The 13,378-nt window shown below is 73.4% G+C and carries 8 protein-coding genes; 4 read left to right on the top strand and 4 right to left on the bottom strand.

Annotated elements, in window-relative coordinates:
- Positions 1-8 precede the first annotated feature (8 nt).
- Both KIT14_01170 and KIT14_01165 read left to right on the top strand, forming a co-directional pair.
- Positions 9-1,001 (top strand): hypothetical protein, encoded by a 993-nt coding sequence (locus KIT14_01170; GenBank protein MCW5889140.1) that lies wholly within the window; start codon positions 9-11, stop codon positions 999-1,001.
- A gap of 195 nt (positions 1,002-1,196) precedes the next feature.
- The gene (locus KIT14_01165) at positions 1,197-2,315 is read left to right on the top strand and encodes an HtaA domain-containing protein (GenBank protein MCW5889139.1); all 1,119 of its coding nucleotides are present in this window, start codon (positions 1,197-1,199) and stop codon (positions 2,313-2,315) included.
- 85 nt (positions 2,316-2,400) lie between these two features.
- On the opposite strand, the gene KIT14_01160 is transcribed toward KIT14_01165, so the two are convergent.
- The 4 genes from KIT14_01160 to KIT14_01145 all read right to left on the bottom strand — a co-directional run bounded on the left by KIT14_01160 (position 2,401) and on the right by KIT14_01145 (position 7,862).
- On the bottom strand, positions 2,401-3,861 hold the full coding sequence (locus KIT14_01160) for an NAD(P)/FAD-dependent oxidoreductase (protein MCW5889138.1): 1,461 nt from the start codon (positions 3,859-3,861) through the stop codon (positions 2,401-2,403).
- 5 nt (positions 3,862-3,866) lie between these two features.
- Positions 3,867-5,732 carry a hypothetical protein gene (locus KIT14_01155; GenBank protein MCW5889137.1) on the bottom strand — a complete coding sequence of 622 codons (1,866 nt, stop codon included), beginning with the start codon at positions 5,730-5,732 and terminating at the stop codon, positions 3,867-3,869.
- Positions 5,733-6,094: 362 nt separating this feature from the next.
- A complete protein-coding gene (locus tag KIT14_01150; GenBank protein MCW5889136.1) occupies positions 6,095-7,216 on the bottom strand; it encodes an amidohydrolase in 1,122 nt (373 codons plus the stop codon).
- A gap of 7 nt (positions 7,217-7,223) precedes the next feature.
- Entirely contained in the window at positions 7,224-7,862 is a 639-nt protein-coding gene (locus KIT14_01145; GenBank protein MCW5889135.1) for a TetR/AcrR family transcriptional regulator, read from the bottom strand.
- A gap of 189 nt (positions 7,863-8,051) precedes the next feature.
- Here KIT14_01145 and KIT14_01140 point away from each other — a divergent pair, with 189 nt between their 5' ends.
- Positions 8,052-8,984, top strand: a complete 933-nt coding sequence (locus KIT14_01140) for a hypothetical protein (GenBank protein ID MCW5889134.1) — start codon at positions 8,052-8,054, stop codon at positions 8,982-8,984.
- A 114-nt stretch (positions 8,985-9,098) separates the two neighbouring features.
- Positions 9,099-13,376: a hypothetical protein gene (locus KIT14_01135; GenBank protein ID MCW5889133.1), complete on the top strand. Its 4,278-nt coding sequence runs from the start codon at positions 9,099-9,101 to the stop codon at positions 13,374-13,376.
- Positions 13,377-13,378 lie beyond the last annotated feature (2 nt).

Here is a 13,378-nt window from a genome sequence, read left to right as displayed (position 1 = left end):
TCGTTCGCATGTCGATCGTGCCCGCTGCCTTTCGCGCCGCCTGGGAGGACGCCGTCGCGCGCCCGTCGTCCGACGTCGCGCCGCTGCGCGCGGCGTCGTGCGCCGCCGACCCGCAGCTCGGCGACACCGTCGATCCGGCGGTGTTCGACGAGCAGCTCGCGGCGTCGGTCCTGCTCGCGCGCGTCGCCTGGATCGATCCGCACGAGACCATCGCCGTCTACGACGACATGGCCGCGCGCTGGCTCGACGGCACGCCGCTGCGCTTCGATGGACCGCCCGCCGGCGCCGCGACCCTCGCCCGCCTCGCGACCCCGGCCACCCTGCCGGACGGGCTCGGTGCTGCGCTGTGGCAGCTCACCGAGGACGGCATCGACCCGGCCACCATCACCCCTCGCATCGCGGCGTTCGGGGCCCTCTATCCCCCGGCCCACCGCGACGCGCTCGCCCGTGCCATGGAAGGGCATCCCGGGTGGCCCGAGCTCAGCCGCAAGACGCCCATGCCGCGCACGCGCCTCGGCGACGTCGAGGGGTGTGCACCGGGCACGCTCGGCCACGCGTTCCACCGGCTCATCGTCGACAACGGCTTCGATCTCGAGGTGCTCGATCCCGACTCGGTGGTCGGCTTCCATCCCGCCATCGACCCGAGCAGCCGGCGCATCCTGCAGACGCACGAGATACTGCATCTGGTCGGCGGCTACAGCACGAGCGCCCTGCACGAGGTCGCGATCTCGGGCTTCCAGCTCGCCCAGTTCGGGCACAACTACTCGCGCGACTTCCTCGCCGCCGCGTTCACGCTCACCGTGGTGCGCACGCCCGCCGTGGCGCCGGTCGTGCTCCAGGTGATGCTCGAGGGCTGGCGCCACGGCCGGCAGACCCGGCCGCTGATGCTGGTCGACTGGCACGAGGTCTGGGACGAGCCGCTCGACGCCCTGCGCACGCGGCACGCCGTGCAGCCCTACGCGAGCCTCGTGCCGGACCTGCCGCCGGCGCCGGCAGCCTGAGCGATTTCGAGCACGCGGATCCGGCTTGGACGTTTTTCGGCGGTGCGCGGAAACTCGTCGCTGGCTCGCGAAAGCGATGGAGCCGCGCGCCCCGGCATAGTAGCGGTGGGCAGCGCGTCGTTGCCGCGGCGCGATCACACGCGCGTCTGCGACCACCGGTCGAGTGGCTGACGCCGCCACGAAAGGGGTCGAACGATGCGTTTCCGTCCTGCTCTCCTCGCGCTCGCCGTCACGGCGGCCGCCGTCTCGCCCGCCTGGTCGGCCGACGAGATCGACTGGGGCTTCCGCAGCGCCTTCCGCGCCTACATCTACAGCGGTACCGGCGCGCCGCCGATCACGGCCGGCGCCGGCGCCACCTGTACGCCGAATCCGAACGTCACCCGGGGCGGCTGCGATCCGAAGATCGGCGCGTCCAGCGGCGTCTTCGGGTGGACGGCGGCGGCCTACGGCTACAGCCTGTCGGCGGGGACCGCGAGCGTCACCGGACAGGGTACGGTGGTCTTCAGCCATCCCACGCACTTCTTCGTCTTCAGCCTGATCGATCCGTCCTTCACGATCGCCGGTGGCGAGGTGACCGTGTCGGGCCGCATCGTCGTCGACGTGACGCTGCCCGGTGGCACCAACACCGACGTGACCACGGTCATCGGGACGTTCCCGCTCACCGGCCCGCCGGCGGTGACGCCGGCCACGGTCACCTGGACGACCGGCGCCGGCGCCGTGACGGCCGAGGCGGCCACGGCGCTCGGCGGCTTCCTCAGCGCCGGAGATGCGCTCGATCCGGTGACCATCGTGCTGCCCTTCGAGGAGTCGACGCCGGCCGGCGTGCCGGTGGCGTCGAAGACGGTGCTGCTGAAGGACGCGGCCGGCAAGCCCGCGAAGCGCGGCCTCACCGTGGCGGTGAGCAAGCAGGCCGCGGTCGTCGCCACCAGCTTCGATCCGGTGGCCGACGGCGCCACGCTCCGCGTGGTCAGCAACGGCTTCGACGGGAGCTACCTGCTGCCGGCGTCGAACTGGGTGGCGATCGCGAAGAAGGGCGTCGTCAGCGGCTACAAGTACGCCGACTCGAAGCTGCTCGTCGGCCCGATCAAGAGCGCCACGCTCGTGAACGGTCAGCTGAAGATCAGCGGCAAGGGCGCGGGGCTCGCGCACTCGCTCGCGAGCCAGCCGACGGACCTCGCCGTCGTCTTCTCGTCGGGCGGCGCACCGTCGCTCTGCCTCGGCACGGGCGGCAAGGTCGCGTTCAAGGCGGGATCGAGCTTCAAGGCCGCCAACAACCCGGCCCCGGCGGGTTGCCCGGGCGCCCCGGCGAACTGAACCATGGGCGCGGGGCGGCCGGTCGGCCGCCCCGCGCCGCCGCGCGGATCGTCGGGGCAGCGGCGCGAGCCCGAGTACGCGCGCCTCAGGCGCGCAGGCGCTGCGGGACCTGGCGCAGCCCGCTCGCGCCGCAGCCCGCGTCCTCTTCGATGTACTCGGCGTCCTGGTTGACCCGCCACGGATCCCAGCGCGGCTCCCCGGTGAGGACGTTCTCGACCGTGAGCATCGCCGTCATCATGGCGTGGTCCTGGTTGTTGTAGCGGTGCATGCCGTTGCGGCCGACGAGGTGCAGCCCCGGCAGGCGTGCGGCCAGCTCGTCGCGTAGCGCGGCGACGTGCGTCGCGTAGTCGGCGTCGTACACGGGGTAGGCGCGCGGCTGCCGCTCGACGCAGCCGCCGACCACGTCGCCGGGCGCGACCAGCTTCAGCGTCTCGACCTCCGAGGTGGCGAGGGCGACGAGCTGCGCGTCGCTGCGGGCCCAGAGGTCGTCGTGCTCGAAGCAGAAGTACTCGATGCCGAGGGCGGTGTGGCCGGGGAGTGGGATCAGCGCCTCGGACCAGGAGCGGAAGTTCTGGATACGGGCCGCGTGCACCTCGGGGTCATGGATGTAGAGCCAGTGATCGTCGAACAGCCCGCGGTCGCGCACGAAGAGGATGACGGTGCAGAAGTCGCGGTAGCGCAGCGCCTCGGCGTGGTGGCGACCGTGCAGCTGCGATTCCAGCATCGGCGCCAGGTCGCGCATCGCGGCCGACGAGATCACGTCCGGCGCGGTGAGGGCCGCGCGGGCTCCGTCGGGCCCGGTCCAGCCGACGCGCCAACCGTCGGCGAGGCGGGTGAGCTCGGTGACGCGGCAGCCGAGCCGGACCTCGCCGCCGAGCCGGCGCGTGCGCTCCGCGGCGGCCTCCCACATCGTGCCGGTGCCGCGCCGGGGATAGCGGAACGTCTCGATGAGCGACTTCACCGCCTGCGGCCCGCGCTTGGGTACGACGGCGTTGCGGATGGCGGTGCCGAGCGACAGCCCCTTGATCCGCTGCGCGGCCCAGTCGGCCGAGATCTCCGTGCAGCGCATGCCCCAGACCTTCTCGGTGTAGGTGCGGAAGAAGGTCTCGAAGAGGCGGCGCCCGAAGGCGTTCGACACCCAGTCCTCGAACGAGCGCGGATCGCGCACCGGGAAGGCCTGTGCGCGCAGGAACGACAGCCCGGCCAGCGCCGACTCGCGCACGCCCATGCGGCGCAGGGCCTCGGTGGCGTCGAGCGGGTAGCTGAAGTAGCGGCCGCGGTAGTGGATGCGGGTGCGGCGGTCGATCGAGAGCATCTCGCCCGGCAGCAGCTCGTCCCACAGCGCCTCGACCTCGGCCGCCTTCGAGAAGAAGCGGTGCGGGCCGACGTCGAAGCGAAAGCCCTGGTGCTCGACGGTGCGGGCGATGCCGCCGACGTGGACGGGGTCGGCCTCGAGCACGGTCACGCGCCGGCTCGCCTTGGCGAGGAGATACGCCGCCGTGAGGCCCGCCGGCCCCGCGCCGATCACCACCACGTCGCGATCCATCCGCGTCATCCTCCGTCGGGCTGCGGCGCGTCGGCGCGGCGGCCGATCACGAAGCCCTCGATGTCCTCGACGGGGTGATACGTGCTCGTCACCGCGGCGTACAGAGCCGGGACCCGCGCGGCGTTGGGGATGCCGTCGATGGCGTTGGGCCAGCCGGGCGAGCGCAGCAGGACGTGCGACGGGCGCCAGGTCTCGAGATCGTGCTGGAGGGCGGCCTGGAACGGCGCCGCCGACACGAACCAGACGATGAAGTAGCGCCCGCAGGTCGGCTTCTTCACGAGGTACGGCCAGGCGCCCTCGCTGGTGAACGTGAAGAAGCAGGGGTCGTCGGCGGTGAGGGCGCGGAGGCGATCGCGCACGCGGCGCTCGAGCGGCGTGAGCCAGGCGTCGTCCGGGGCGGCGGCGAGCTGCCGCAGCCGTGCCGGGGCGGTCACGACGCGGCCGAGGTCGACCCGGGGCACCCAGAGCATCAGACCGGCGGCGAGCGCCGCGGCCGCGAAGGCACCCGCGAGGCTGCGCGCGAGCACCGGCCGCCGCGCGACCGCCTCGCCGGCGAGGTTGCAGAGCGCGTAGGCGAGGCCGACGACGGCGAAGAAGCTCGCGTAGCGCACGTGGCCTGGGTCGGAGCGGCCGAGGCCGGAGCGGAAGTAGACGAACGCCAGTAGCGCCACGAGGACCTGTGCGGCCACCGTCTCGCGCGGGCCGCCGCGCCACAGCAGGCGCGCCGCGAGCAGCAGCTGGACGGCGATGCACATGGGCGCCGTCGCGTGCAGGCTCGGCGGCAGCAGCACGGGCTTCGGGTAGACGTAGCTGTCGAGGAGATCCTTCGTCGCCATGAAGAAGCGGGTCGTCTCCACGAAGCTGCGGAACTCGGCCGGGCCGACGGCGACGGCGAACACGGTCCAGCCGAGCACCAGGCCCGCAAGGCCCCACAGCATCGTGCGTGCGAGGGCGCGCGGCTCGCGCAGCCAGAGGAGCACCGCCGTCGCCCCGGTCGCGACGGTGAAGTAGGCGCCGCGGTCGATGGCATAGAAGAACGCCAGCGCCGAGCACGTGCCGGCGACGAAGACGCCCGACGGCCGGCGCAGACGGATGCCGAAGAGGAACGCCGCCACGCCGACGAGCAGCGGCACGTCGCGACGGTTGAGCGTCTGGAGCGTGTTTACGGTGGTGACGTCGGCCACCACCAGCACGAGGACCACCGCGGATATCCAGGCGGCGGGGCTGCCCCGGCCCGGGCTCGCGCACAGCGCGAGGGCCACGAAGACGACGCCCAGGCTCGGGGCGATCAGGAGCGACAAGCCCTCGTTGAACGCCTGCACGGCGCCGATCGTGCGCGCGCCGAAGAGGTCCCAGGCGAGCGTGGTGCCGACGGCGTCGAAGAACGCGCCGTGGATGAAGAGCGAGCCCGTCCACAGGCCGCGTCCCTCGGCGAAATTCCAGCCTGGGGTCAGCCATTCGCCGGTGTGGAAGAAGTCGAGGGGCTGCACCGCGAAGGGACGGGACAGCACGGCGAGTCCGCTCGCCACCGCGGCGACGAGGGCGAATCCGGCGGCGGCGAGCGCGACCGAGCCCGCGCGCCGCGCCGGCGCGTCGTCCGCCGCCGCCGGGGCGGCGCGCCGCCCGGCGAACGCCGCGAGGGTCGCGTAGAGGAGCGCCGGCGTGAGGACGAAGACGAGATAGCGCGCGAGGTTGCTGAGCGGATTGAACTCGCGCAGCGTCAGCGGCCCGACGATGCCGAGCGGATTCGCGAACGGCAGCACGATCCGGTCCCACGCCCACAGGGCGAAGGCCCAGCCGAGCCCGAGCGCGACGGCGATCGCGAACGCGTCGTGAGCGGGCGGCAGGCGCCGCGGGGCGGGAGTGGGCATGGCGGTGTGCGACCGTATCCTTTAGCGCCGGCGCGCATCACGGGCGACGAAGGCGGGATGCTCCCCGAGCGGGCACGCATCGCGCGTGGGAAGCCGACGGGCTGCTCGACCTGATCGCGCATCGCGAGGCCGGCGCCGACCGATCGGCGCCCCGCTGATCGGCGCGACGGCAGCAAGGCGCCTCCCGCGTGTGCATCGGTGACGCGCTGCGACCGCGCATCGCGGCCGATCACGTGGCACGCCGCCTGCAATCGGCACGTCGCCGTCGTTCCGACGGCGGTCCCGTCGACACGGGCCGGTCGTGGCGCTCCCCCCGCGGTACGGCCGGTCCGTGTCGCCGGCTCCTTCGCGCGACGGCATGCTCAGGACGCCGGTCCGAGCGCCGTCACGTCGATGCGGTACAGCTCCGCGACGTTGTCGCAGAGGATCGCCCGCCGCTGCGCGGGCGTCAGCGGCGCCGCGTGCTCCGCGAGCATCTGCTGCGACCAGGGCCACGTCGAGTCGCTGTGCGGAAAGTCGTTGGCCCACATGAGCCGGCGCCAGTCGAGCATGTCGACGCTGCGGAACGCGACCCAGTCGTCCTGGAACGTGGTGTAGACGCCGGCGGCGAAGTACTCCGAGGGCAGCTTCGAGAGCGTCTGCCCCGCGGGCAGCCAGTTCCGGTGCCGCTTCCAGGCGTGGTCCATCCGGTACATGTAGTGCGGAACCCAGCCCGCGTCGGCCTCGACGCAGGCGACGCGGAGCTTCGGATGCCGCTCGAAGACGCCGCCCAGGACGAGCGTGCCCATGATGTCCTGGCAGCCGCGGATCACGGCCAGAAACGCGTTCATCTTCGGGCCGCGGATCGGGCTCGTCTCGCGCGTCGTCAGGATGTGGAACGAGAGCGGCAGCCCGATCGCGATCGCCGCCTCCCAGAGCTCGTCGTAGGCGGGCGAGTCGTAGTCGTCGACGACGGGGTTGCCGGGCATCATCACGCCGCGCAGCCCGAGCGCCGCGATGCGCTCCAGGTCGCGGATGCCCTCGGCGGGCGTGCGCACCGCCGTCTGACCGACGCCGAGGAGCCGCGCCGGGGCGTGCGCGCAGTACTCCGCCAGCCACAGGTTGTAGGCGTCGAAGCAGGCCTTCTTGTAGTCGGCGTCGGGATGGTTGCAGAGGACCATGCCGACGGTCGGGTAGATCACCTCGGCGGCCACGCCGTCGCGGTCCTGGTCGCCGAGCCGCGCCGCCGGATCCCAGCCGCCGCGGTGGAGGTCCTCGAAGCGCGTGCCCATGATGCGGATCTCCTCCGCGGGCTTGCCGGCGGCGGCGACGATGCCCATCGGCACCGGCGTCTTCATGCCGTCGATGAGGAACACGTCGCCGGCGCCCTCGATGTGGTGGAGGCGCGGAGCGCGGTCCCGGAAGGCGGGGTCGATGCGGTCGCGGTAGGTCCCCGGCGGCTCGGTGACGTGCGAGTCGGCGGAGATGATCGGGTGGTCGGTCATGACGTCCTCACGGTCGCAGCGTGCGTTCGACGGCCTCGGCGACGGCGTCGTACAGACTGGCGACGTCGACGCCGCGCGGGTCGAGGAGCCACTGGTAGGCGGCCCCGCGCACCATGGCGAGGAAGAGCGCGGCCGCGCGCTCCGGGTCGACGTCGGCGCGCACGCTGCCGGCGGCGACGCCCGCCGCGATCCGGCCGGCGATCTGCTTGCGCTCGCGGCGGTGGAACGCGGCGACCTTCGGGCGCAGTACGTCGAGCGGCCCGAGCGACTCGAAGAGCAGGGCGTAGAACGCGCGCATGGTGCCCGGCGCCTGCTGCATGGCGGTGCGCATCGCCGCGAGCGTCGCGTGCAGCGCCTCGACGCCGACCCGGTCACCGAGGCGCGGCGCCAGGCTCTCGGTGCGCCAGGCGGCGAACGTGCGCTCGCACATCGCCCAGAGGAGGCCTTCCTTCGAGCCGAAGCGGTGGCTCACGAGCCCGCGGCTGTAGCCGGCCTCGTCGCCGATGGCCTGGAGCGAGGTGCGATCGTAGCCGCGCTCGACGATCAGCTTGAGCGCCGCCTCCATGAGGCGGTCTTCCGAGAGCGCGCTGCGCTCCGCCTGCGTGCGCCGCGGGCGCTTGCGGACGGGCGAGGGGACGGCGGCCATGCCACCGGGCTTAGCCCACTTGTTGAACACCCGGCAAGTAACTGCCGGCGCGCGACCGGGTCCACGGTCCCCGCTCGGCGCCTGCCGGCGCGAGCCGGGTGGGGTCGCGAGCCAACGGTTTGACAGCTCCCGGGCGCAAGACGCACATGCCGGGCGGCGCCGCGGCGCCGACCACGAGGAGAGTCGACGATGCGCGAGACGCTGCTGGCGCTGCTGATCCTCTGTTCGCTCGGCCTTCCGGCCGTCGCCGGGGCGAAGGTCGTGAACGTCGAGTTCAACTTCACGCCGTACACGGGGGACGCGAAGGCGGACAAGGTTCGCAGCGTGGCCGGCATGACGACCGTCTCCATGAACGGCGTCTTCGTGGCGCAGCAGGCGATCGAGCAGGGCGATCTGCCGGTCCTGTTCGAGACGCGCGAGATCGCGCCGGCGGTGTGGATCCCGGTCGAGTCGCTCGGCTCGATCCTGCGCAAGGGCAAGAACACGTTGCGGATCGAGTTCGCCCCGACGAGCGAGACGGTGCCGTACAAGGCGCGATTGCGCTGGGCCGCGGTCACCGACGAGGTGCGCGAGGAGAAGGCGCCCGGCGGCAAGCGTGCGACCAACCAGGCCGACGCCGGCAGGGACGAGAAGGAGGCGACGGGCCGCGTCGTCATGGAGCGGGAGTTCGTCGCGGACTTCGCGAAGCCGCAGGCGTGGCATGCGTATCCGCCCGTGGTCTCGATCACGTCCGACGACGAGCGGAAGCTGGCCGCGCTCGTCGCCGAGCGCCCGGCGTGGTTCAAGCCCGACTTCGCGAAGATGTACGCGCTCATCGCGAGCAACGAGCGCCTCGACGTCGACGAGGTGAAGGAGGCGCGCTGTCTCGACGCTGCGTACGCGGCGGGCGTCCGGCTCAGGGCGGCGCCCGAGGCCCAGCTCGAGTTCTCGACGACGGGCGGCCCCGAGGTGGTGGTCCGCCGCCGCGACGGACTGCTCTTCGAGACGGAGCGGGCCGCGTTCGAGCGCATCGCGGGCGGCGAGGAGATGCAGATGTGCGCGGGCATGGCGCTCAGCGTCGTTTTCCCGGCCCGCCTCGTCGCCGTGCGCCGGCCGGACGGGACCTGGGAAGCGCTGCCCTGACGGGCCATCGCGTCAGCATTCTGACGCGGGTCACTGGGGTATTCATTGTCGCGTCCTGAAGGCGGGAGGGCATGCTGACGATACTCGTGAATAACACCTTCGATCGGCTCACGCGTGATGATTCGTCGTCGCCTGCTCGTCGCCCTGGTGCTCGTCTCGGTGCATGCACCGCCGCCCGCGATCGCACAGACGATCGCCGGTCTCGCCGCGACGAAGAACCCCGGGAACAGCGCCGACAGCCTCCAGACCGGCGTCCTCGTCGCGGAGGAGCAGCGGAAGACGACGGTCGGCGTCTCGTCGTCGAGCGCGACGACGTTCACCGTCCGCTACGCCGAGATCGTCGGGGCCCACGTCGACCTCCTGAGCGTCGGCGCCACGACGGTCACCCAAGCCTCCGACTACGCGATCACGTTCGAGGTGACGGCACCCGGCGCCTACTACCTGACGGTCGACACCGCCCTGAACGGTGCGATGACGCTCGTGAACACCGGCTCGTCGGCCGCGGCCAGCGTCGGCGCCGTCACCGGGTCGCCGAGCGGCGGCAGCCTCACGTCGGGCAGCCTGTCGCTGGCGGCACCCGGCACGCTCAGCGGCAGCAACGGCGGCAACACCCCGTTCGCGCAATCCGCGAGCGCACGCATCGACGGCGTCAGCAACGGCGTCGCCCAGGCGCACACGCTCCAGTTCACCTGGAGCGCCTCGTGCACGTCGACCGGCCTGCTCAACGTCCTCCTCGGCGACGAGTGCGCCGTGCGCCTCGGTCTCCCCACCGACTACACGAGCGACAGCGCCGGCGACTACCCCGGCGTCGGCGGCCGCACCCAGGCGAACGACGGCCACTTCGTGACCGTCAGTCTCACCTCGCTGTGCGGCAACGGCGTCGTCGACGCCGGCCAGGGCGAGCAGTGCGACGACGGCAACACGACGAACGGCGACTGCTGCTCCTCCACCTGTCACTACGAGTCCGCCGCCACGACCTGCCGCACCGCCGCCGGCGCCTGCGACGTCGCAGAGACCTGCACCGGCTCGAGCGGCACGTGCCCGGCCGACGCCGTCGCGAGCGCGGGAACGACCTGTCGGGCAACGGCGGGGAGCTGCGACGTGGCGGAGGTGTGTGACGGCGTCGCGACGGCGTGCCCGAGCGACGCCGTCGTCGCGGCAGGGACGACGTGCCGAGCCGCGGCGGGGGCGTGCGACGTGGCAGAGGTGTGCGACGGTACTTCGACGGCGTGTCCGAGCGACGATGTCGTTACGGCGGGCATGACGTGTCGCGCCGCGGCAGGGGCGTGCGACGTGGCGGAGGAGTGCGACGGCGTCGCGACGGCGTGCCCGAGCGACGATGTCGTTGCGGCGGGGACGACGTGCCGGGCGGCGGCGGGCGCCTGCGACGTGGCGGAGGTGTGCGACGGCGCATCGACCGCGTGCCCGGCCGACGCCGTCGTCGCCGCGGGGACGACGTGTCGAGCGGCGGCGGGAGTCTGCGACGTGGCGGAGACGTGCGATGGAGCATCGGCCACGTGCCCGGTGGACGAGGTGGCAAGCGCGGGGACGACGTGTCGGACCGCAGCGGGCCTCTGCGACGTGGCGGAGGAGTGCGACGGCGTCACGACGGCGTGCCCGATCGACACGGTTGTTGCGGCGGGGACGACGTGCCGAGCCGCGGCGGGCGCCTGCGACGTGGCGGAGACGTGCGACGGCGTCGCGACGGCGTGCCCGAGCGACACGGTTGTTGCGGCGGGGACGACGTGCCGGGCGGCGGCAGGGGCGTGCGACGTGGCGGAGACGTGCGATGGAGCATCGGCCACGTGCCCGGTGGACGAGGTGGCGAGCGCGGGGACGACGTGTCGGACCGCGGCGGGGGTCTGCGACGTGGCGGAGGAGTGCGACGGCGTCGCGACGGCGTGCCCGAGCGACACGGTCGTTGCGGCGGGGACGACGTGCCGGGCGGCGGCAGGTGCTTGCGACGTGGTGGAGGTGTGCGACGGCGCGTCGACCGCGTGCCCGGCCGACGACGTCGTCACGGGGGGGACGACGTGTCGGGCGTCGGCGGGGGCCTGCGACGTGGCGGAGGAGTGCGACGGCGTGACGACGGCGTGTCCGAGCGACGATGTCGTCGCGGCGGGGACGACGTGCCGAGCCGCGGCGGGCGCCTGCGACGTGGCGGAGACGTGCGACGGCGTCGCGACGGCGTGCCCGAGCGACACGGTCGTTGCAGCGGGGACGACGTGCCGGGCGGCGGCGGGTGCGTGCGACGTGGCGGAGGAGTGCGACGGCGTGACGACGGCGTGTCCGAGCGACGACGTCGTCGCAGCGGGGACGACGTGTCGGGCGTCGGCGGGGGGCTGCGACGTTGCGGAGACGTGCGATGGAGCATCGGCCACGTGCCCGGTGGACGAGGTGGTGAGCGCGGGGACGACGTGTCGGACCGCAGCGGGCCTCTGCGACGTGGCGGAGGAGTGCGACGGCGTGACGACGGCGTGCCCGAGCGACACGGTCGTTGCAGCGGGGACGACGTGCCGGGCGGCGGCGGGCGCGTGCGACGTCGCGGAGGTGTGTGACGGCGCGTCGACCGCGTGCCCGGCCGACGTCGTCGTCCCGGCAGGGACGACCTGTCGGGCTGCGGCGGGGGCCTGCGATGTGGCGGAGGTGTGCGACGGCGTCGCGACGGCGTGTCCGAGCGACGACGTTGTCATGGCGGGGACGACCTGTCGGGCGTCGGCGGGGGTCTGCGACGTGGCGGAGACGTGCGATGGAGCATCGGTCACGTGCCCGAGCGACACGGTCGTTGCGGCGGGGACGACGTGCCGGGCGGCGGCGGGCACTTGCGACGTCGCGGAGGGGTGCGACGGCGCGTCGATCGCGTGTCCGAGCGACGACGTCGTTGCGGCGGGGACGACGTGTCGAGCTGCGGCGGGTTCCTGCGACGTGGCGGAGGTGTGCGACGGCGTGACGACGGCGTGCCCGAGCGACGATGTCGTCTCGGCGGGGACGACGTGCCGGGCGGCGGCGGGGGCGTGCGACGTGGCAGAGGTGTGCGACGGCGCGACGTCGGCGTGTCCGGTTGATGGTGTCGTCCCGGCGGGGACGATGTGCCGGGCGGCGGTGGGCGCTTGTGACGTCGCGGAGGTGTGTGACGGCGCGTCGACCGCGTGCCCGGCCGACGACGTCGTCCCGGCAGGGACGACCTGCCGGGCGGCGGCGGGGGCCTGCGACGTGGCGGAGACGTGCGATGGAGGATCGGCCACGTGCCCGGTGGACGAGGTGGCGAGCGCGGGGACGCCGTGTCGGGCGGCGGCGGGGGCCTGCGACGTCGCGGAGACGTGCGACGGCATTACGACGGCGTGCCCGAGCGACACGGTCGCCACGGCGGGAACGACGTGTCGGGCGGCCGCAGGCGCCTGCGACGTGACGGAGGTGTGCGACGGCGTGTCGGCCGCGTGCCCGGCCGACGCCTTTGCGACCACGGGGACGACGTGTCGCGCGGCCGCCGGCGCATGCGACGTCGCCGAAAGCTGTACCGGCGACTCCGCGGAGTGTCCCGCCGATGCGTTCGCCGCGGCGGGCGTCGAGTGTCGCGCCGCGGTGGGTGCCTGCGACGCGGCCGAGGCCTGCACCGGTACGGCTGCGGCGTGTCCGCCGGACGCGCTCCTCGCCGCCGGCACGCCGTGTCGCCCCAGCGTCGATGAGTGCGACCTCGTGGAGCTGTGCGACGGCAGCGATCCGGAGTGCGGGCCCGACCTGCGCTCGCCCGACGGCGACGGCGACGGCGTCTGTGATGCCGTCGACATCTGTCCTGCGGTGCCGGACCCGGAGCAGCGCGACGCCGACGGCGATGGGCTTGGCGACGCTTGCGATCCGTGCACGAACCTGGCGCCCGCCCTGGGCGAGCGGGTGCGTCTCGCGGCGGCGCGCATCGAGCCGCCGATCGGCGACGATCGCATGCGGCTGACGGCGCAGTTCGTACTGCCGGAGCCGTATGCGGCGTTCCTGGCACCGCTGGAGCGCGGCGTACGGCTGCTCGTCGAGTCGCCGTCCGCAGTCCTGATGGACGCCTACCTCGCGCCGGGCGCGTTCGATGCCCGGCGCGGCGTCGGATGGCGGCTCGGAGCGCGTGGCCGGGCGTTCGTGTTTCGCAACCGCGGCCGCACGCTGCCGCTCGTGACGACGCCATCGCTGGTGGCGCTCCGCCGGGTGCGCGACACGCCGCTCGTGAAGCTGAAGCTGCGCGGCCGGCGCGGGGCCTACGTCTATCAGCCCGCCGCGTTCCCCCTGCACCTGACCCTCGTGTTCGATCCGCCGCAGGCGGCGACGGGCGGCTGTGCGGAGGTGCACATCGGCCGGACGGACTGTGCGTGGCGCAACGGGTTCGCGTCGGTCCGCTGCAAGCGCTGACA

This window comes from bacterium, from assembly GCA_026129405.1.
Lineage (GTDB): Bacteria > Desulfobacterota > Binatia > DP-6 > DP-6 > JAHCID01.
This window is presented reverse-complemented; position numbering and strand designations above follow the sequence as displayed.

What these genes read in the sequence shown, in the direction of transcription:
- KIT14_01170 (MCW5889140.1), top strand. Translation starts at nt 9, where the DNA reads ATGTCGATCGTGCCCGCTGCCTTTCGCGCCGCCTGGGAGGACGCCGTC.
- KIT14_01165 (MCW5889139.1), top strand. Translation starts at nt 1,197, where the DNA reads ATGCGTTTCCGTCCTGCTCTCCTCGCGCTCGCCGTCACGGCGGCCGCC.
- KIT14_01160 (MCW5889138.1), bottom strand. Translation starts at nt 3,861, where the DNA reads ATGGATCGCGACGTGGTGGTGATCGGCGCGGGGCCGGCGGGCCTCACG.
- KIT14_01155 (MCW5889137.1), bottom strand. Translation starts at nt 5,732, where the DNA reads ATGCCCACTCCCGCCCCGCGGCGCCTGCCGCCCGCTCACGACGCGTTC.
- KIT14_01150 (MCW5889136.1), bottom strand. Translation starts at nt 7,216, where the DNA reads ATGACCGACCACCCGATCATCTCCGCCGACTCGCACGTCACCGAGCCG.
- KIT14_01145 (MCW5889135.1), bottom strand. Translation starts at nt 7,862, where the DNA reads ATGGCCGCCGTCCCCTCGCCCGTCCGCAAGCGCCCGCGGCGCACGCAG.
- KIT14_01140 (MCW5889134.1), top strand. Translation starts at nt 8,052, where the DNA reads ATGCGCGAGACGCTGCTGGCGCTGCTGATCCTCTGTTCGCTCGGCCTT.